Genomic DNA, 19,027 nt, shown 5'->3' with positions numbered 1-19,027 from the left:
ATCACCTTCTTATTCTGTAGATCAGTGGACTGCGGTCATCCCGGAAGCCAACTGCATGACTTTTTCCTGGGTCGCCTCGGCGCGATCCAGAGTGCCCATCAGTTCACCTTCGTGCATCACCATCACCCGGTCGCTCATGCCGAGCACTTCGGGCAGTTCGGAAGAAATCATGATCACCGCCATGCCCTCGCTGGCGAGGAAGGCGATCAAGCGATAGATCTCAGCCTTGGCGCCCACATCGATACCACGCGTCGGCTCATCCAGGATCAGCAAGCGTGGGTTGGTCATCAGCCAGCGCGCCAGCAAGGCCTTTTGCTGATTACCGCCGGACAAGGTGTCGATGCATTGCTCCAGTGACGGGGTTTTCACCCGCAGCTTCTTGCACATGTCTTCACACAGGGCACGCAAGGCTTTCTGCTGGATAAAACCGTTGCCCGAATAGTGCGGCAACACCGCCATCTCCATGTTCTCCAGCACCGACAGGCACGGGAACAGGCCGCTGAGCTTGCGGTCTTCGGTCAACAGCGCAAAGCCTTTCTCAATGGCCATATGCGGGTCGGTAATGCGCACCGCCTTGCCGTCCAGGGTGATTTGCCCGCTGGAACTTGGGGTGATACCAAAAATGGTTTCCGCCACGTTGGTGCGCCCGGAGCCCATCAGCCCGGCGATACCGAGGATCTCGCCGGCGTGCAGGTCGAACGATACATCCTTGAATACGCCGTCCAGGCTCAGGTCGCGCACCGACAGTAACAGCTCACCAATAGGCGTTTCGCGCACCGGGAACAGCTGGCTCAATTCACGCCCGACCATCATCGAGATGAGGCTGTCGCTGTTCATGCTGTCGGCCCGTTGCAAGCCGATGTATTGGCCGTCGCGGAACACCGCCACTTCATCGGCGATGGCGAACACTTCGTTCATCTTGTGGGTGATATAGACGATGCCTTTGCCCTGGGACTTGAGGTCGGCAATGATCGAAAACAGGTGGGCCACTTCCTTGTCGGTAATGGCCGAGGTGGGTTCATCCATGATCAGGATGTCGGAGTCGTAGGACACTGCCTTGGCAATCTCGACCATCTGCCGTTCGGCAATGCTCAGGTTGCCGACCTGTTCTTCGGGGTCGAGGTTGATGCGCAGGCGCGCCAGCAACTCGGCGGTGCAGCGGTGCATTTCGCGGTGGTTGACCATGTGCAGGCTGTTGAGCTGTTCGCGGCCTATCCAGATGTTCTCGGCGATGCTCATATGGGGCATCAGGTTGAGTTCCTGGTGGATCATCGCGATCCCGGCCTTTTGCGCGGCCAGCGGCGTTTCAAAGGTGATCGGCTTGCCACGCAGGCGAATTTCGCCGGCGTCGGGCTGGTAGATGCCGGCGATGATCTTCATCAGCGTCGACTTGCCCGCACCGTTCTCGCCCATCAACGCCAGCACCGTGCCGGGGCGCACCCGCAGCTGCACATCGTCCAGGGCCACGACACCGGGAAAGCCTTTGCTGATGTTGAGGATTTCCAGCAGGTAGGGTTCGTCCAGCGCCAGCGCCGGGTGGGCGGCGGGCTGAGACGTGGCGGCTTGAGCAGGCATAGGGAGGTACTCCATCTGCAGGGCGGCCGTGACCGCCCTGCCAGCTTTTGTTGTTATGTCGGGGCTACTTGAAGTCTTTGACGTTGTCCGGGGTGATCAACTGGAACGGGATCACCACGTTCTGCTCGACCGGCTCCTTCTTGGCCATCTTGCGCGCTGCCTCCACCGAACCTACCGCCTGGCCCTTGGCGTCCTGGAAGGCCGACACGGTCATGTCGCCCTTGGTGATCGCGTTCAAGCCATCGGGCGTGCCGTCGACACCGGCAATCAACACGCTGCCTTTTTCCTTGCCGGCCGATCTCAGGGCCATGGACGCCCCGATCGCCATCTCATCGTTGTTGGCCAGCACCGCATTGAACTCCCGGCCCTGGGTCAGCCAGTCGTTGACCAGGGTCATGCCCCTGTCACGCAACCAAATGCCGGTCTGTTCCTGCTCGATCTTGATGTCCGGGTACTTGGCCAGCACTTCCTTCACGCCCTTGGTGCGATTGGTGGTGGAGTTGTTCGCCAGGTCACCCAAAAGGATCACGACCTTGCCCTTGCCACCGAGTTTTTCGGCGATGTATTGCATTTGCAGGCGGCCGGCCTCGACGTCATCGGAGGTCACGGCCACCACGTCCTTGGGCAAGTCTTTCTGGTCGGGGCGGCGGTTGACGAACACCAGCGGTATACCCGCCTTGGTGGCGGCACTGATGATGTTCTTGGTCGACGCGGTATCGACCGGGTTGACGATAATCGCGTCGACCTTCTGGCTGATGAAGTTCTCGACCTGGCTCAATTGCTTGACCACATCGGCGCGGGCATCTTCGAATTGCAGCTGCACGCCATCACCTTTTGGATAGGACTTGGCTTGCTTATCCATATCCTCGCGCAGGTAGGTGAGGAAGGTGTCATCGAACGCGGACATCGTCACGCCCACCTTGAGATCGGCGGCGCCGACAACGCCACTGGCCAGCAGCATGGACAAGGCCAGGGCGGTAAAACGGATCGGGGTCTTCATGAACGGTCTGTCTCCACTTTCTTGTTGGTTTTTTTCGACGTTGCGTTGATCAGGACTCGGCTGTCAGTCGCACCACCGGCGCGCCTGGAATGCAGCACACCAGCGCGCCCTGGTTTTCGACGCACAGCACATTCAGGAAGGAGAAGTAGAACGGCCGGGCGCGGGGCAGTCCGCTTGGCGCTTGGAGGGGGCGTAAAACTCGCAGTACAGCGTTGAAGATTTTCATCTGACGGTACCTGGTTGTTTTTGATCTTGTTTTTGTTGAGTCGCCCGTAGGTTCCGGGACGTACTTTATGCAACCTGGAAAAGACTGTATTAGAAAATAATTTCCATATCAACCTGTTTTAGAATTTTATTCTATTTTCGTCGAAACCACCTGCTGGCGCTCGGCACTCAGGCGCGCGGCGTCCAATATACGGGTGGTTTCCAGGGCGTCATAGGCATTGACCGGCAGCGGCCCCTGCCCCACCACGGCCGCTTGCAACTGCCGATAGAATTGGGGCCAGCAGCCCTTCTCCGACGGCACCCGCTCACGCTCCGGCCCTTGCTCAAACCAGCCCCAGCGTCGATGCTCCTCGGCGCCCCAGTGTTCACCTTCGGTTTTCGGTGACTTGCCGGCCAGCAGCGCTTCTTCCTGGCCATCCAATCCGTCGACGGTGTAGCAGCCCAGGCTGCCACTGACGCGAAATCGCGGCGCCTGGCTGTTCTGCAACGCGTTGCCCCACAGGTGCGAAATCACGCCATTGGCATGGGTGAGGGAGACAAAGAAGCCGTGGTCCACCGTGGGATGTTCTGGTGTGTAGTGCAATTGAGCGAACACCCGCTCCACCGGGCCGAACAGTTGCAACGCCTGGTCCACCAGATGGCTGCCCAGGTCACGCAGCCAGCCGCCACCGCTGGCATTGCCCACGGCCTGCGGACTGTAACGTTCCACGCGGGATTCAAAGCGGGTGATGGTGCCCAGGGCGCCAGCGTCGATCAGTTTGCGCAGGGTCAGGTAATCCGAATCCCAGCGCCGATTCTGGTAGACGCTGAGCAGCGAGCCCTGGCGCTCGGCAGCGGTAATCAGGGCCTGGGCTTGTTCGGCATTGGCGGCAAAGGGTTTATCGCTGACCACCGCTACCCCGTGCTCGATGGCTTCCAGCACCAGGGCCGGGCGACCTTTGAGGGTGGTGGAAATCACCAGGGCATCGACGCCGGCTTCGACGATCTGGCCGATGGAGTCGAAGGCTTTGACACCCGGAAGGTCAGTACTCAGTTGCTTGCGACGTTCGGGTGAACGCGTCACCACGCCGACAAAGGTGGCGCCAGGCAGGGTGGCAATCAACGGCGCATGAAAAAAGCGCCCGCCGTGGCCGTAGCCCACTAGTCCGATTCGCATGCTCAACTCCAGAATTGATTTGGAAACCCAATCAACTGTGGGAGCTGGCTTGCCTGCGATAGCAGTGAGTCAGGCAATCAATCTGTCACTGATAGACCGCTATCGCAGGCAAGCCAGCTCCCACAGTGTCAACCACTTTTCTGCAGTGAGTTAGCCGTAGAAGCGCGGGCGATCCGGCAGGCTGACTTTCACAATCTGCCCACTGCCCTGGGCTTCAATACACGCATCCGCCGCCACCGCCGCCGCAAACCCATCCCAGGCCGACGGCCCGCCGACCTGCCCGGCCAGCACGCTGTCGATAAACGCCTGCAACTCCACGTCATAGGCACCGATAAACCTATCCTTCCAATCCATCAGGATTGCGTTGGACAGCTTCGCGTCGCTGCGCAGTTGCACCTGAGATGGTTCCGGCAACCTGGCGATGCCGCTCTCCCCTACCACTTCGCACTGGATGTCGTAGCCGTATTGGCAGTTCACAAACACTTCCACGTCGATACGCGTGCCTTTGGCAGTTTCCAGCAGCACGATCTGCGGGTCGCGCAGGTGCGCCAGCGCCTTGCTGGTCTTGCGCGGGAACACCACCTGCACGGACACATAGTCGTCGTTGAGCAGCCAACGCAGCACGTCCAACTCATGGATCAGGGTGTCGGTGATCGCCATGCCGGTGTTGTAGTTCTCGCCCACCGTGGGGTTACGGTGCGCGCAGTGCAGCATTAACGGCTCGCCAATCTGGCCGCTGTCGATCACCGACTTGAGGGCACGATAGCCTTGGTCGTACGGGCGCATGAAACCCACCTGGACCAGGCGCTTACCGTGTGCCACTTCGGCCTCGACAATGTTGCGGCAGCCCTGGGCCGTCACCGCCAGCGGTTTTTCACAGAACACCGGTTTGCCGGCAGCAATCGCGGCCAGCACAAACTCTTCGTGGCTCGGCCCCCAGGACGTCACCAGTACCGCTTCGACCTCTGGCGCGTTGATCAATGCATGGCCGTCCGGGTACACCTCGGCGTCCAGCTTCAAGTCCGCCACCACCTGGGCCGCCTGCTCAAGGTTGATATCGGTGACGGCCACCACCTGGCTGTTGAGCAAGGCCTGGCTGCAACGACGAATATGGTCCCGGCCAATGGCGCCCGTACCAATCACTCCAAGTTTCAAAGACATGCAAACACTCCTCTTGTTGTTAGTACTGCCGGGCCTGGGCCAGGTGTTCATTGAGTTTTTTTGCCGCTGCATTCGTACGTTCACTGGTGGACACTTGGGCCACACCCACCCGCCACCACGACAGGTAGCCGTGGATCATGGTCTTGGGCAGCACCTTGATATCGATCAGCGTGGAGACGCTTTGCGTGCGGGCATCCGCCAACGCCGCTTCCAGCTGTTCCAGCGTGCTGACCTTGTAGGTCTTGCAACCGTAGGCCGCTGCGCTCATGGCGAAGTCCACCGGCACCAGGCCACCGTCGAGCTTGCCGCTCTCGGGGTTGCGGTAGCGGAACTCGGTGCCGAAGCTGTCCATGCCATTGCCAATCTGCAGGTTGTTGATGCAACCGAACGCCATGTTGTCCAACAGCACCACGTTGATCTTGCGACGCTCCTGGATCGAGGTGGCCAGCTCCGAGTGCAGCATCATGTAGGAGCCATCGCCGACCAGGGCGTACACCTCCTTGCTCGGCTCGGCCAGCTTCACACCCAGGGCGGCGTTGATCTCGTAGCCCATGCATGAATAGCCATACTCGACGTGGTAGGTGTTGACGCCCTTGCTGCGCCAGGCACGCTGCAAATCGCCGGGCAGGCTGCCGGCGGCGGCCACGATGATTGCGTCATCGGCCAGGCGTGCATTGAGCAAGCCGAGCACAGCGCTCTGGGTCAGGCACGAACCGGTCAGCTCGATGAATTCCCGCAGCACGGCACGGTCCAGGTGGTCGTCGACTTCGGGGACAAACTCATCGCCCTGGTAGTGCACCTGATGCACGCGGTCCACTTCAGCGTCGAATTGCGCCTTGGCGTCGGCGATCTGCTCGCCCCAGCCCGAACGGTAATCGCCCAGGGCATCGGCCAGTGCTTCAAGCGCAACTTTCGCATCGGCCAGCACTTGCACACCGTCCAGCTTCAACGCATCGCAGGGGCTGATATTGAGGTTGAGAAACTTCACCTCGGGGTGCTTGAACAGCGATTTTGACGAGGTGGTGAAGTCGGTATAACGAGTGCCGATGCCAATAATCAGGTCGGCCTCAGGCGCCAGCAGGTTAGCCGCCAGGCAGCCGGTTTCGCCGATGCCGCCGACGTTCAGCGGATGGCTGGACACCACGGCGCTCTTGCCCGCCTGGGTTTCCGCGAAAGGAATATCGAAACGCTCGGCAAAGGCTTGCAGTGCCTGGTTGGCGCCGGAGTATTTGACCCCGCCGCCGCAAATGATCAGCGGCTTGCGCTTGCCGCGAAACGCAGCCAGCGCATCGCCGATCATGGCGCTGGTGGCCGGGCGTCGGTCGATGCGGTGCACGCGTTTTTGCAGGAAATAGTCGGGGTAGTCCCAGGCTTCGGCTTGTACATCCTGGGGCAAGGCCAGGGTCACCGCGCCGGTTTCAGCCGGGTCGGTCAGCACGCGCATGGCATGGATCGCCGCGGTCATCAGTTGCTCGGGGCGGTTGATGCGGTCCCAGTATTTGCTCACGGAGCGGAAGGCGTCGTTGGTGCTGATGCTCAGGTCGTGGAACTGCTCGATCTGCTGCAACACCGGGTCGGGCTGACGGCTGGCATAGACATCGCCGGGCAAGAGCAGCAACGGGATGCGGTTGGCGGTGGCAGTCGCTGCGGCGGTGATCATATTGGCCGCACCCGGCCCGACCGAGGCCGTGCACGCATAGATCTTGCGGCGCAGGTGCTGCTTGGCGAACCCGATAGCAGCGTGGGCCATGCCTTGCTCATTGCGGCCCTGATGCACCACCAGGTCGCCGCTGTCCTGCTCCAGAGCCTGACCGAGGCCCAACACATTGCCATGCCCGAAAATAGTGAAGACCCCGGCGACAAACTTGCTCTGTACGCCGTCGACTTCGATGTATTGGTTGTCCAGGAACTTCACCAGGGCCTGGGCCATGGTCAATCTTGTTGTGGTCATCACTTGCACCTTGTATGAATGCAATTGGAATGTTCAACACCGATCCACTGTGGGAGCTGGCTTGCCTGCGATAGCGGTCTATCAATTGCACAGGTATNCACACCGCTATCGCAGGCAAGCCAGCTCCCACATTTTTGATCGCGTTATGGCAAGGGCTTTTGCAAATACGCCATGCTGCTGCCCAACGCCTGCCGGATATCCGCCAACCCGTGCACGCTTTCGGCAAACGGTTCGAACGACAGATAGCCGCTGTAGCCGGTGCTCAGCAAGGTGTCGATCTGCGCCGCATTCCCGAGGATATCGTCCTCGCCCACCAGCACGCGGTGGCCGTCGCGGATCGAGTCCAGCGGCGCCTCGCGGTCTTCCACCCCGGAGATGTGCACCAGCCCGGTCAGTTCCGGGAAGAACTCATGCTCGCCGGCCAGGTGATGGTGAAAGGTGTCGTGCACCACCCGGAATACATCCAGGCCGCCGATGGCCTTGATTGCATCCACTGCTACGCGCTTGCGGCGCAGGGCGGATACGGTGAAGCCCAGGGGCTCGATAAAACCCAGAATCCCGTACTCGCGCAGGATCAACGCCAGCTCGCTCAACGCCGTGCGCAAACCAGCCGCGCGCTGCGCGTCGTTGCGCGTATCGCCAGGCTGATTGAACGGGCACATCACCAAGCCTTCGGCCCCGCACCCACGGGCGTAGGTGGCCAGTTCGATTGCCTGGGCACGGCGTTCGTCATTCCACACATCAAAGGGGTACAGCGCGTTGATCGACAGCACCTTGATGCCCTGCGCTGCGCACAATTCACGCACGCGGCTGGCGGGTGTGCCGTATTCGATTTCACGGTTCTTGAGGTCGTTGCGGATCTCAATGGCCTCGCAGTTGAGAGCCGCCGCCAACTGGATGAAATCTGGCAGGGACAGGTTGGGGGCGACCATGCGGTTAAGGGCAAAACGTAGCGGCGACTTCATTGTTTTTGTTCTCCGTGCAACACCGTTTACAGGTCCAGCAGCCAGCTGTGCTGCGGGTCGTTATGGAAATGCCAGGCACGCTTGGGGCCGGCCATCACGTTCAGGTAATAAGACTCGTAGCCATACGGCACGCTGACCGGGTGATAGCCCTTGGGCACCACCACCAGGTCACTGTTTTCCACGGCCATCGCCTGGTCGATGCTGCGATCGTCGGTGTACACGCGCTGGAACACGAAGCCCTGAGGCGGGTTGACTTGGTGGTAGTAGGTCTCTTCCAGAAAGCTCTGGTGCGGCAGGTCGTCGGTGTCGTGCTTGTGCGGCGGGTAGCTGGAAGAATGCCCCGACGGCGTGCGCACTTCCACCACCAGCAGCGAATGAGCCGGCTCGCTGTCGGGCAGGATGTCGCACACGTAACGGGTATTGGCGCCTTTGCCGCGCACACTGCGCTTGCACTGCTCGGGGCGGATCAAGCGCGGGGCAAAACCCGTAGCACCCGGCGCTGCGCAGACGGCAATCTGCACGTCGCTCAGGGCCGTGACTCGGGCGTCAGTGCCCGGCGGCAAATAGGCGGCGAACGGTGACTTGTCTTCGAACACCGACTGGCGATCACCGAGGTTCTGCCAACTGAAACCCGAGCCTTCGATCGTCACCCGACCGCTGAGCAGCACCAGGCACAGTTCCTGATCGCCCGCACTGACCGGCAGGGTTTCACCCAGGCTCAGGCGGTACGCGGCAAAGCCTACGTACTCCAGGCGACCCGCCTCCAGGGCAACCATGGTTTGCCCGCGTTTGCTGCTTTTGACCAACAAGCTCATCACTCAAGTCCTCTGGTTGAGAAGCGCACGCAGGGTGTCGTAACCCTTCTTCGCGTAGATATAGCTGGGCGCCACGGCCGGGTCCTGCTCGGCTTCCACCACCAGCCAGCCCTTGTAGTTCGCCGCGAGCAACACATCCAGCAACGGTGCGAAGTCGATATCACCATCGCCGGGCACGGTAAAAGTGCCGTTGACGATGCAGTCCGGGAAGCTCCACATCTGGTTACGCGCCAGTTGCACCACGGGTTTGCGTACATCCTTGAAATGCACATGGCAGACGCGGTCGATATGCTTGCGCAGCACCTCGATGGGTTCGCCGCCGCCCATGTAGCAGTGGCCCGAATCGAACAGCAAGCCGACTTCCGGGCCCGTGCGTTTCATCAACTGGTCGATGTCCTCGGGGGATTCGACGTACGCGCCCATATGGTGGTGATAGGCCAGGCGCACGCCCTGGGACAGGGTGAAACGCGCCAGCTCGGTAAGCTTGTCGGCGTAAGCCTGCCAAGCCTGTTCACTGTGAAAACGCGGGCGCTCGATCAGGCGGATGCGCGAGCCCTGGATCGAGTCAGCCACTTCGCCGTATACCAGTACCGAGGCGCCGTTGTGTTTGAGTAGTTCGACATGGGCGGCAATCGCCTCGATTTCTTCAGCCACCGAACGGTGGGCCAGACGGCTGGAGTACCAACCGGACACCAGCGCCAGGTCATAAGGACGCAGCACGTCAGCGACGCCCTTGGCATCCTTGGGGAATTTGCCGTTGAGTTCAAAACCTTCGTAGCCGATGTCCTTGCCTTCGCTCAGGGCCGTGCTCAGCGGGGTCTCACCGCCGAGGGCCGGGAGGTCGTCGTTGCTCCAGGAGATCGGGTTGACGCCAATTCGGATTGCGGGCATGGCTGCACCTTTTGTTTTTATCTTCAGAATTCACTGGGATCTGCTTTGTGTGGGAGCTGGCTTGCCTGCGATAGCAGTGTGTCAGGNATAGATTGCTATCGCAGGCAAGCCAGCTCCCACATTTGATCGTATTTACTGTCGGGCGCTGAGCCAGGCATTGATGAGCTGTTCGAAGGTCGCCTGCACCTGCTGGATCAGCGTTTCATCATCAATCTCCCCCGCCATCCACGCCCGGCTCGGCTCGTGGAAGATCGTGCGGCCCACGGCAAACCCACGGCATGTGCTGCTCTGGCTGGCTTGCTTGAAGCCATCGGCGAGAAACTCGGGGGAAGCATTCAGGCCCAGCAACACCACGCCACGGCAGTAGGGGTCGCGCTCCTGGATCAGTTCGTCGAGCTTTTTCCAGTCTGCCGCCGATTGGGTTTCGATCTTCCACCAGGCCGGGTAAATGCCCAGGTTGTACAGGCGCTTGAGGCTGCGGTAGAGCACGTCCGGGTAGGTGGACGGGTGATCCTTGGGTGGGATGACTTCCAGCAGCAGTTCGTGGCCACTGACCAGCGACGCCTCGTACACCGCCTTGAGTTGCGCTTCCTGTTCCAGGCGCAGCATCGGCTCGTCATCGGGGTGAAATTGCACCAGGCACTTGATGATCTGTTCCTGGGGCCAGGCAATCAGGTTGCTGCCGATCGAACGCCCGTGCTCGAACGCGAGGGGCCGCGAGTTCTGCACTTCCACCGGGCGAGCGATCCACCAGCCGCGACCGCTGGCGGCGTTGAGTGCATCCTGGCCAAAGCGTTGGTCGGCGAGCAGGCCCACATCCGCCTCGACGCCCTGCTCGGTGAGTTTTCGCTCGACGCGTTCGATGGCCTGGATAAACAACTGCTTGATGTCGCTGATACGCTCAGGGGCCTGGCCGCCTTTTTGCGCCAGCTCCACCAATTGCCAGCGGTGGTCGAAGGCAAAGACGAACAGTTGCTTCCAGGCTTTGCGCGGCACCGTGACACGGTGCAGGCGTTGCAGGGTCACGTCCTGGTCCGGCCGGGTGATGGGCACGGGGCTGTTGAACAGGTAATCGAGTTCGGCGGGGGTCGGCATCGCTGGCGCACAGGCGTGGCGCGATACCACCAGGCCGCCACAGGCATTGGCCAACTGGCTGCAACGCTCATCGCTGGCGTCATTGATCCAGCCGCTGAGAAAGCCCGACATAAAAGCATCGCCTGCGCCCAGCACGTTGAGCACTTCAACCCGCACGCCAGGATAGATGGCCCCGTCTTCCAGGCGCGCCGGGATTGCGCCGTGGATCACCGTGCAGCCCTGGGGGCCGAGCTTGACCACCAGGGTGGCCGGGGTCAGTTCACGCACGGTGCGCAGGGCGGTGAGCAGGTCTTCACCGCCGCCGGCAATCAGGAATTCCTCTTCGGTGCCGACGATCAGGTCGAAACGCGGCAGGATCTTCTGCACATGCTGGCTGACATTCTGGTCGGCGACGAAACGGGTTTCGCCATCGGCCTTGCCGGCCAGGCCCCACAACACGGGGCGGTAGTCGATGTCCAGCACGCGCTTGACGTTGTGCCTGGCCGCGTAATCCAGGGCCTGGAGGCTGGCCTTGTACACGCCGTCGGTGGAGAAATGCGTACCGGTGATCAACAACGCTTTGCTGGAGGCGATAAAGGCTTCGCTGATGTCTTCGGCGCGCAAGGCCATGTCGGCGCAGTTTTCGCGGTAGAACACCAGGGGGAAGGTTTCGCGGTCCTTGAGGCCCAGCAGGACCAGGGCGGTGAGGCGCTCAGGGTCGACCTTGATGCCACTGACATCACAGCCTTCGCGGGCCAGGGATTCCACCAGGAAACGGCCCATGTGGTCATCGCCGACCCGGCTCAGCATCGCCGACTTCAGCCCCAGCCTGGCGGTGCCGAAAGCGATGTTGGCGGAAGATCCGCCCAGATACTTGGCGAAGCTGGACACATCCTCAAGCCGCGCACCGACTTGCTGCGCATAGAGATCGACGCCCAGGCGCCCGAGGCAAATCAGATCCAATTGACGCCCACTGGCAAAACGAGTCTGGCCCATGCTGGCTCCTGTTATTTTTATCAGCCTGCGTTGTGCCGCCGTGGCGACGGCAAACGCTCTTGGTGGGAGCAGACTAGAACGTCCGCTGGCAGCAATCAATATTTATTCCATAATTATTTTTAGTGGAATATTTTTTCCAATACCTCAGGATAGCGGCACTCCAGCGCCCATGCATCGTTTCAGCAGGCCACGCGGGCCGTGATGCCGGGGTATTTTTTTGCGCCTACCCTGTAGACTTGCGCCACCTATCAGCGCATCAGACGAACACGCCAGAAGGATTGCCCATGTCCCGCACCGATCCCGAGACCACCCTGGAAGAAACTGTCGCCAGCCCTCCGATCAATGCCGAACGCCTGTTGCAGCTGATCACCGACGAATACGAGAGCCTGCCGCGCCAGCTCAAGCGTATCGCCAGCTACATGAGTCAGCAGAGTGACCGGATCATGGTCGACCGGATCAGCGACATCGCCCGGGAATGCGAAGTGCACCCTTCGGCCATCGTGCGGTTTTCCCAGCGCTTCGGTTTCAGCGGGTTCAGTGAGATGCAGGCGCTGTTTCGCGAGGCGTATACGCACAAGACCACGCCGGTGCAAAACTACCAGCAGCGCATTCGCAGCATGATCGCCAACAAGTCCCAGAAGGCCAGCGGCGGCGACCTGGCGCGCGAGTGCGTCAACGCCACCCTGTCGGGCATCGAACGCTTGGGGCTGGAGTTGGACGACGCTGCCTTCGAGAAAGCCGTGGACCTGGTAGTCAATGCCGACAACATCTACGTGGTCGGCGTGCGCCGCTCCTTTGCGGTGGCCGACTACCTGGTCTACAACCTGCAGCACACCAACAAGCGCATCCACCTGATCTCGGGGCTAGGCGGCAGTTATCGCGAGCAGATGCGCAGCGTGCGCGCCAATGACCTGGTGATAGCCATCAGCTTCACGCCCTACGGCAAAGAGACCCAGCACTGCCTGCGCATCGCGCAGCATCACCAGGCCAAGACCCTGATCATCACCGACAGCAACCTGTCGCCCCTGGCCAAGCGGGCGAATGCGGTGTTGTTGGTCAATGAAGGTTCCTCGTTTGCTTTCCGCTCGCTGAGCGCCACGCTGTGCCTGTGCCAGGCGCTGTTTATTGCGGTGGCGTATCGGTTGGAACTCAAGGTGGATGAGATTCACGAACAGGTTGGGTTCGACGACTGAACCTCCAACTGTAGGAGCGAGCTTGCTCGCGAAAAACGCAAGAACGCCGCGGCCATNAACGCGGCGCCCAGCAGTTCTTCGCGAGCAAGCTCGCTCCTACAATTAGTGCATGAAAATCGCGATCAGGATGATCACCGGAATCGGCACGCCGAGGAACCACAGCAGTAATGAGCGCATCATGTTCTCCTTGAATTAACGAACGTAGTTTTCGGTTTCGACATACACCACGGCATCCCGGCGGCGACCGCCGAAGGTGGCGGCGAAGCTGGCGAAGAACGCACCGATGAGCAGGGCCACGAAGGTCCACAGCGAGGTGTAGGCCGCTACTTTCGCAGCGGTGTCAGCGGCTTGTTTGGCTTTGAGCTTGGCGTCTTCAACGGCCTTGCGCGCGTCGCCATAGACCTTGTCGATACGGGCTTCGGCATCGGCCTGGCTAAGGTTGGTGCGCTGGCTGATCAGTTGGGCCAGGTAGGCGCGATCTTCCGCTGCCAGTTGGCCGTCGTTGCTCAACGTACGCGTCAGGATACGACCGACCACGGCGTGGGCTGCATCATCGCTGACCGCCGCTGGGCGATCATCGCGGAACAGGCTGTCGACGTAATAACCGAAGTCACCACTGTCGGCACCTTTTGACGCGCTGCCAGCAGCTTGGGTGAGGCCGCTGGCGGCGCCCGATGCCACGCTGGCGCCAGCTTTCACGCCGCCGCTGACCACACTGCTGACCGAGCCGACCACCAGCATCGCCGTGATCAATGTGGCCACTGCCCACGCCAGGAAGCCATGGGCGGTGTCGCGAAAGTACACCTCGTCCCCGTGCATATTGGCCCACTTCACCCGCAAACGACCGGCGATGTAACCGCCCAGGCCCGAAGCAACGATCTGGGTGAACGCTAGCCAGACAATTGTGGAAATGCCAAGGCCCTTGGCGCTGATACCGCTGTCAGCCCAAGGCGACACCGCCGAAAAGCCCAGGCCGAAGCCCAGCAATACCAAGATCAATGACAGTGCAGCCGCCGCAGCGGCACCGGCGAAAATCGCCCCCCAGGAAACCCCGGAGAGCGTGCTTGACTCTTGCAGCGTGGTTGAGGATGTGATCATTGTTGTTTTGCTCCAGGCACGAAAAATGATGTTACAAGTCTCAAAACGGACAGTGCAGGCAGCGTGCCAGCGGCGATTAAAATTAAATTCCTTTAATTTCAATGATTTATTTAAATTGAACTTAGCCAGATCATGCAGGTTGCAATAAACGGCGATATTAGGCGGGCGTAATGCACTCCCCTGTGGGAGCTGGCTTGCCTGCGATAGCGGCATGACNAGCAGGTAAGCCGCCATCGCAGGCAAGCCAGCTCCCACAGGGCGATGTCGGTTTGAAGAAGATGAAGTTTTATTTAGGAAACATTCAGCAACTTCTTGGCAAAATGTCGTCACTTCTAGTGTGAACGCTCACCAGGTAATCCTATGACCCGCATTTTGACCATCGAGGATGACGCCGTAACGGCCCGCGAGATTGTCGCCGAGCTGAGTAGCCATGGACTGGACGTAGATTGGGTGGACAACGGCCGCGAGGGCCTGGTCCGTGCCGTGAGTGGGGATTACGACCTGATCACCCTCGACCGCATGCTGCCCGAGCTGGATGGCCTGGCCATCGTCACCACGTTGCGCACCATTGGGGTGTCTACGCCGATCCTGATGATCAGCGCCCTCTCCGATGTCGACGAGCGCGTGCGCGGCCTGCGTGCCGGCGGTGATGACTACCTGACCAAGCCGTTCGCCTCGGATGAAATGGCCGCCCGTGTCGAGGTGCTGCTGCGGCGTAAAAGCACCGTTCAGGAATTCGAAACCGCTCTGCGCGTGGCCGACCTGGAACTGAACCTGATCAGCCGCGAAGCCAGCCGGGCCGACCAGCCGCTGACCCTGCTGCCCACTGAATACAAACTGCTTGAATTCCTGATGCGCAACACCGGGCAGATCCTGTCGCGGATGATGATTTTCGAGGAAGTCTGGGGTTATCACTTCGACCCCGGCACCAACCTGATCGACGTGCACATCGGCCGTCTGCGCAAGAAAATCGACCCACCGGGCCTCACGCCGCTGATCCGCACGGTACGAGGCTCGGGCTATGTCATTGCTGAACCCCTCTAAAGGCTGGCGCTCTTCCAGCAGCCGCTTGCTGGCGCTGTACAGTTCGTTGTTCGTGGCGTGGAGTTGCATCCTCATGGGGGTGCTGTACTACGAGGTCTCAGGCTACCTCAGCGACTTGTCGCGCCATTCCCTGTTGCAGCGCCAGCATCTTTTCCAGCGTTTCGACGGCGAAGAACTGGTGGAAGCGCTGACCACCAGCATGACCTTCGACATGAAGGGCGTGGACGCCTATGGCCTGTTCGATGAGCAATTTCGCCCCTTGAGCGGGCCGATCCGTGCCGTACCACCCGACTTGCCGCTGGATGGCAAGATCTACGCTCTGACCAATTGCGTGCAATCCGATGACCCCAAACTGCCCAAGGACAGCTGCGACGCCGTGGCCACCCACACCGAAGACGGCCGCTGGCTGGTGTTGGTACGCGCCAACGGCTCGTTGTTCGGGGTAACGCGGATTATCTGGCACGCCCTGCTGTGGGCGCTGTCCTTGACCATCATTCCTGGCGCTGCCGGCTGGCACCTGCTGCGCCGCCGCCCGTTGCGGCGCATTCGCGGGATCCAGGCCAGCGCCGAGGCCATCGTCGCCGGCGACCTGACGCACCGGTTGCCGCTGTCCAACCGGCGCGACGAGCTGGACATGCTCGCCGCCATCGTCAATGCCATGCTCGACCGCATCGAAAAACTGATGAACGAGGTCAAGGGCGTGTGCGACAACATCGCCCACGACCTGCGCACCCCGCTCACCCGCTTGCGCGCCCAGCTTTACCGCATCAAGCAACAAGCCGAGGAAGACTCGGCCCACGCGGTAAAGCTCGATGACGCCATCGCCGAAACCGACACGCTGATGGCGCGTTTTCGCGGGCTGCTGCGCATCTCGGAACTGGAAGACCACCAGCGTCGCTCAGGCTTCCTGGTGCTGGACCCGCTGCCGCTGCTACGCGAACTGCATGATTTCTACCTGCCCCTGGCCGAAGAAGGCGAACTGGAGTTGGTGTTGCAGGCGCCTGACTCACTGCCGTGGATTACTGGTGACCGTGCGCTGTTGTTTGAAGCCCTGGCCAACCTGCTGAGTAACTCGATCAAGTTCACCCCGCCCAATGGCAAGGTGATCCTACGAGCAGTCAACGACCTTGGGAGTACGCGCATCGAAGTGCTCGACTCCGGGCCAGGCATTCCGGCTGCCGAGCGCGCGTCGGTGTTCCAGCGTTTCTATCGGGTCGATGAGAGTGATCAGCAAGGCGGCTTTGGGCTGGGCCTGTCGATTGTGGCGGCGATCATCAACTTGCATGGCTTCAAGCTGGAGGTCGGCACCAGTGAGTTGGGCGGCGCCCGCCTGGTGCTGGAATGCCGCCAGCAACTGATGCCGGAATAGAACGTAGGAGCGAGCTTGCTCGCGAAAAACTCACAGACGCCGCGTTCATTCAGGAAGCACGCGTTATCGTTGGCGTTTTTCGCGAGCAAGCTCGCTCCTACATTCATATCAAGCCATCTGACGCTATAACACGCTGCCCATGGCCTTGATCAACACCGGGTCACGCGCATAAATATCCGGCGCGTACACCAACTCGCCCTGGCGATCCACTTCTACCGTCCAATACCCCAACAGCACCGGTACCGGCGTGGCGAGCCTGAATTCATGGGTTTCGCCGGTCGCCAGCAGCTCATCGGTGCGGGTGCGTTCGGCGGGCGTTACGAGCAGATCGCGCAATAACAACGGTTGCTCGACCCGCACGCATCCCGAACTGAACGCCCGTGGGCCCTTGGTGAACAAGGGCTGGCTGGGGGTGTCATGCAGGTACACCGAATACGGATTGGGAAAGCGCATCACAATCTTGCCCAGCGGATTACGCGGGCCGGCCTGCTGGCGCAGCAGGATATTGCCGGGGCGTGCCCAGTCGACTTGGTCGGGGGTCAATGGGTGACCTTCGGCGTCGAGCACTTGCAGGTTTTGCTGGCGCAGGTATTCAGGGTTGAGGCGGATGGCGGGCAGTTTGTCCTCGCGCATGATGGTCGGCGGGATGGTCCAGGTGGGGTTGAGGGTCAGCCGGGTGATGCGCGACTTGAGCAATGGCGTCTGGCGTTCGGCCCGGCCCACTTGCAGGCGGGTTTGCCACACCGGGATGCCGCTCTGATACACGCTCAGCTGCGCGGCGGCCACATTGACCACGACGCCTTCAGGCTCCAGGTCCTGGGCCAGCCAGCGGAAGCGCTCCAGGTTGATGCGCAGCTGTTCACGACGCACCGCCGGGCTGATATTGAGTTCGGCCACGGTGCCGGCGCCGACCACGCCGTCGGCCTGCAACGAGTGGCTGAGCTGAAACGCTTTCACCGCTTTGACCAGTTCGCCCTGGTATTGCTTGCCGTTGCCACTGGGCAACTGGGCCAGGTAGCCACCGCTGTGCAGGCGCCGCGCCAGTTCCGGCACGCGGGGGTCGTTCATCCCCGGGCGCAACAACGCGCCCTCGGCGACCGGGTCCCAATGGGGCAGCGGTTGCTGGCGCACGCCGGCGTAGGCATTGCGCAGGCTGCGATACAAATCAGCGCTGGGCCGCGCCTGATCGAAGGCTTGGGCCATGTCTTGCAGGCCGGTGGCGGCGAACGCCAGTAGCTCGGCATTAGGATCGCCACTGGGCGGCTGTGAATGCCATAGAGGCTCAAAGCGCGATTGCTGCAGGCGCCCGTAATGCAAATCCTGCAGGGCTTGCAGGTACTGCTGGCTGTTGGCGATATCGCTGCACAGCACGTTGGCCGTGGCATCCGCCGCAGGCAAGCTATAGTGGGTGGGGTCCAGGCCATCGTCGGCAAGCATCAGCAACTGGCTGTGCAAGGCTTGCCGGCGTTCGTCAGCCGACCATAGCGGGGCATCGCCCTGCTGCAGGTAAAAGGCTTGCAGGCGCACCAACGCGGCGGCATCGATACGCGGCGCAAGATGCGGGCAGACACTGGTCAACTGCGCCAACGCCTGTTGCAGTGGCGCCAGCGCGACCGGTGCAGGGGTGGTGACGGGCAATGGCTCCACCGGCAGCGTTTCGGCTGTAGCGACCAATGGTGCAACGAGCAGGCAAATGCTCAAGTAACATGCGTGTTTTTTGAACAATTGACTTAGCTCCACTCCACAGCGGGGACTCGACTGTAGATGCTGACTTTTATACGCCTGCTCAGGCTAACCAGCCTGGGCTTGATCACTGGGTGCCTGGCTTTATTGAGCAATGTTGCGCTCGCCGCCAATGGCACCTCTCCTTCCCTGTATAGCAGCCTGGCGCGCTCGGCTCCAGAACTCAATCCCACCGTGCTGAAAAGCGCCCTGAGCGCCGTACAGTGCGCGGTCAATAACGGCGAGGAACGTTCCGATCGCCTAGCGGTTATTGACTACTCCCAGCCCTCGACCGCCCGTCGCCTGTGGATCTTCGACCTGCGCAAAAAGACCCTGGTATTGCGCGACCTGGTGGCCCACGGCGCCAAGTCCGGGGAAAACTTCGCTACCCAGTTCTCCAACCTCGAGGGCAGCCACCAGTCGAGCCTGGGGTTGTTCCGCACCCAGGAAAGCTACCTGGGCGCCCATGGCTACTCGCTGCGCATGGACGGTCTGGAACCCGGCTTCAATGACCAGGCCCGCGACCGCGCCATCGTGATTCATGCCGCCGACTACGTCAGCCCCTTATGGAGCAAGCGCGAAGGCCGCATCGGCCGCAGCCAGGGTTGCCCGGCCGTGCGCCCGCAAGTTGCCCGTCAAGTGGTGGACAAGCTCAAGGACGGGCAGTTCATGTTTTCGTGGTACCCCGACCAGCGCTGGCTGAAGTCGTCGACCTACCTCAATTGCAAACCCCAACAGGTGGCGAGTAGTCGTACAATCCGTGGCGGATAGCCTGTCCCCATAGATAAAAGA

At 61.1% G+C, this 19,027-nt stretch carries 16 protein-coding genes; 4 read left to right on the top strand and 12 right to left on the bottom strand.

What is annotated here, in order from left to right; translation table 11 throughout:
• Positions 1-21: 21 nt before the first annotated feature.
• The 10 genes from ACTJLA_RS22955 to ACTJLA_RS22910 form a co-directional block, all read right to left on the bottom strand.
• Positions 22-1,575: a sugar ABC transporter ATP-binding protein gene (locus tag ACTJLA_RS22955; RefSeq protein WP_054897785.1), complete on the bottom strand. Its 1,554-nt coding sequence runs from the start codon at positions 1,573-1,575 to the stop codon at positions 22-24.
• A 64-nt stretch (positions 1,576-1,639) separates the two neighbouring features.
• Positions 1,640-2,575, bottom strand: coding sequence for a sugar ABC transporter substrate-binding protein (locus ACTJLA_RS22950; protein WP_057977503.1), 936 nt, complete (start codon positions 2,573-2,575; stop codon positions 1,640-1,642).
• A gap of 49 nt (positions 2,576-2,624) precedes the next feature.
• Positions 2,625-2,801 carry a hypothetical protein gene (locus ACTJLA_RS22945; RefSeq protein ID WP_177333557.1) on the bottom strand — a complete coding sequence of 59 codons (177 nt, stop codon included), beginning with the start codon at positions 2,799-2,801 and terminating at the stop codon, positions 2,625-2,627.
• A 126-nt stretch (positions 2,802-2,927) separates the two neighbouring features.
• The gene (locus ACTJLA_RS22940; RefSeq protein ID WP_054897784.1) at positions 2,928-3,956 is read right to left on the bottom strand and encodes a Gfo/Idh/MocA family protein; all 1,029 of its coding nucleotides are present in this window, start codon (positions 3,954-3,956) and stop codon (positions 2,928-2,930) included.
• 150 nt (positions 3,957-4,106) lie between these two features.
• Positions 4,107-5,117, bottom strand: a complete 1,011-nt coding sequence (locus ACTJLA_RS22935) for a Gfo/Idh/MocA family protein (RefSeq protein WP_054918515.1) — start codon at positions 5,115-5,117, stop codon at positions 4,107-4,109.
• A gap of 19 nt (positions 5,118-5,136) precedes the next feature.
• On the bottom strand, positions 5,137-7,068 hold the full coding sequence (gene iolD / locus ACTJLA_RS22930) for a 3D-(3,5/4)-trihydroxycyclohexane-1,2-dione acylhydrolase (decyclizing) (protein WP_440842189.1): 1,932 nt from the start codon (positions 7,066-7,068) through the stop codon (positions 5,137-5,139).
• 143 nt (positions 7,069-7,211) lie between these two features.
• Positions 7,212-8,033, bottom strand: a complete 822-nt coding sequence (locus ACTJLA_RS22925; protein ID WP_314544044.1) for a TIM barrel protein — start codon at positions 8,031-8,033, stop codon at positions 7,212-7,214.
• A 26-nt stretch (positions 8,034-8,059) separates the two neighbouring features.
• Positions 8,060-8,848, bottom strand: a complete 789-nt coding sequence (iolB, locus tag ACTJLA_RS22920) for a 5-deoxy-glucuronate isomerase (RefSeq protein WP_054897780.1) — start codon at positions 8,846-8,848, stop codon at positions 8,060-8,062.
• A gap of 3 nt (positions 8,849-8,851) precedes the next feature.
• The gene (gene iolE, locus ACTJLA_RS22915; RefSeq protein ID WP_314544050.1) at positions 8,852-9,739 is read right to left on the bottom strand and encodes a myo-inosose-2 dehydratase; all 888 of its coding nucleotides are present in this window, start codon (positions 9,737-9,739) and stop codon (positions 8,852-8,854) included.
• Positions 9,740-9,871: 132 nt separating this feature from the next.
• Positions 9,872-11,809 carry a bifunctional 5-dehydro-2-deoxygluconokinase/5-dehydro-2-deoxyphosphogluconate aldolase gene (locus ACTJLA_RS22910; RefSeq protein WP_314544052.1) on the bottom strand — a complete coding sequence of 646 codons (1,938 nt, stop codon included), beginning with the start codon at positions 11,807-11,809 and terminating at the stop codon, positions 9,872-9,874.
• Positions 11,810-12,093: 284 nt separating this feature from the next.
• Between ACTJLA_RS22910 and ACTJLA_RS22905 the strand changes: the two genes are divergently transcribed.
• Positions 12,094-13,002, top strand: coding sequence for a MurR/RpiR family transcriptional regulator (locus tag ACTJLA_RS22905; protein WP_005787722.1), 909 nt, complete (start codon positions 12,094-12,096; stop codon positions 13,000-13,002).
• A gap of 192 nt (positions 13,003-13,194) precedes the next feature.
• On the opposite strand, the gene ACTJLA_RS22900 is transcribed toward ACTJLA_RS22905, so the two are convergent.
• Complete coding sequence (locus ACTJLA_RS22900) at positions 13,195-14,100, bottom strand: hypothetical protein (RefSeq protein WP_314544058.1); 906 nt, start codon at positions 14,098-14,100, stop codon at positions 13,195-13,197.
• 360 nt (positions 14,101-14,460) lie between these two features.
• On the opposite strand from ACTJLA_RS22900, the gene ACTJLA_RS22895 reads away from it, so the two are divergent.
• Together ACTJLA_RS22895 and ACTJLA_RS22890 are read left to right on the top strand one after the other, a co-directional pair.
• Positions 14,461-15,144 carry a response regulator transcription factor gene (locus ACTJLA_RS22895; protein ID WP_003191687.1) on the top strand — a complete coding sequence of 228 codons (684 nt, stop codon included), beginning with the start codon at positions 14,461-14,463 and terminating at the stop codon, positions 15,142-15,144.
• The gene (locus ACTJLA_RS22890; RefSeq protein ID WP_034125702.1) at positions 15,122-16,513 is read left to right on the top strand and encodes a sensor histidine kinase; all 1,392 of its coding nucleotides are present in this window, start codon (positions 15,122-15,124) and stop codon (positions 16,511-16,513) included. Before ACTJLA_RS22895 ends, ACTJLA_RS22890 begins: the two co-directional genes overlap by 23 nt.
• 123 nt (positions 16,514-16,636) lie before the next feature.
• On the opposite strand, the gene ACTJLA_RS22885 is transcribed toward ACTJLA_RS22890, so the two are convergent.
• The gene (locus ACTJLA_RS22885) at positions 16,637-18,238 is read right to left on the bottom strand and encodes a L,D-transpeptidase family protein (RefSeq protein WP_314544063.1); all 1,602 of its coding nucleotides are present in this window, start codon (positions 18,236-18,238) and stop codon (positions 16,637-16,639) included.
• Positions 18,239-18,277: 39 nt separating this feature from the next.
• Here ACTJLA_RS22885 and ACTJLA_RS22880 point away from each other — a divergent pair, with 39 nt between their 5' ends.
• A complete protein-coding gene (locus ACTJLA_RS22880; RefSeq protein ID WP_019817186.1) occupies positions 18,278-19,006 on the top strand; it encodes a murein L,D-transpeptidase catalytic domain family protein in 729 nt (242 codons plus the stop codon).
• The last annotated feature ends 21 nt before the right edge of the window (positions 19,007-19,027 follow it).

This window comes from Pseudomonas sp. 22072 (assembly GCF_052046095.1).
Taxonomy (GTDB): Bacteria; Pseudomonadota; Gammaproteobacteria; order Pseudomonadales; family Pseudomonadaceae; genus Aquipseudomonas; species Aquipseudomonas paracarnis.
The sequence above is the reverse complement of the archived record's forward strand: the minus strand, read 5'-3'. Positions and strand labels throughout refer to the sequence as shown.

Bases quoted from the DNA above. Each gene is read 5' to 3' on its own strand.
- ACTJLA_RS22890 (WP_034125702.1), top strand. From the start codon at position 15,122: ATGTCATTGCTGAACCCCTCTAAAGGCTGGCGCTCTTCCAGCAGCCGC.
- ACTJLA_RS22945 (WP_177333557.1), bottom strand. From the start codon at position 2,801: ATGAAAATCTTCAACGCTGTACTGCGAGTTTTACGCCCCCTCCAAGCG.
- ACTJLA_RS22880 (WP_019817186.1), top strand. From the start codon at position 18,278: ATGCTGACTTTTATACGCCTGCTCAGGCTAACCAGCCTGGGCTTGATC.
- iolB (WP_054897780.1), bottom strand. From the start codon at position 8,848: ATGAGCTTGTTGGTCAAAAGCAGCAAACGCGGGCAAACCATGGTTGCC.
- ACTJLA_RS22910 (WP_314544052.1), bottom strand. From the start codon at position 11,809: ATGGGCCAGACTCGTTTTGCCAGTGGGCGTCAATTGGATCTGATTTGC.
- ACTJLA_RS22935 (WP_054918515.1), bottom strand. From the start codon at position 5,117: ATGTCTTTGAAACTTGGAGTGATTGGTACGGGCGCCATTGGCCGGGAC.
- iolD (WP_440842189.1), bottom strand. From the start codon at position 7,068: ATGACCACAACAAGATTGACCATGGCCCAGGCCCTGGTGAAGTTCCTG.
- ACTJLA_RS22895 (WP_003191687.1), top strand. From the start codon at position 14,461: ATGACCCGCATTTTGACCATCGAGGATGACGCCGTAACGGCCCGCGAG.
- ACTJLA_RS22940 (WP_054897784.1), bottom strand. From the start codon at position 3,956: ATGCGAATCGGACTAGTGGGCTACGGCCACGGCGGGCGCTTTTTTCAT.
- ACTJLA_RS22955 (WP_054897785.1), bottom strand. From the start codon at position 1,575: ATGCCTGCTCAAGCCGCCACGTCTCAGCCCGCCGCCCACCCGGCGCTG.
- ACTJLA_RS22950 (WP_057977503.1), bottom strand. From the start codon at position 2,575: ATGAAGACCCCGATCCGTTTTACCGCCCTGGCCTTGTCCATGCTGCTG.
- ACTJLA_RS22900 (WP_314544058.1), bottom strand. From the start codon at position 14,100: ATGATCACATCCTCAACCACGCTGCAAGAGTCAAGCACGCTCTCCGGG.
- ACTJLA_RS22905 (WP_005787722.1), top strand. From the start codon at position 12,094: ATGTCCCGCACCGATCCCGAGACCACCCTGGAAGAAACTGTCGCCAGC.
- iolE (WP_314544050.1), bottom strand. From the start codon at position 9,739: ATGCCCGCAATCCGAATTGGCGTCAACCCGATCTCCTGGAGCAACGAC.
- ACTJLA_RS22925 (WP_314544044.1), bottom strand. From the start codon at position 8,033: ATGAAGTCGCCGCTACGTTTTGCCCTTAACCGCATGGTCGCCCCCAAC.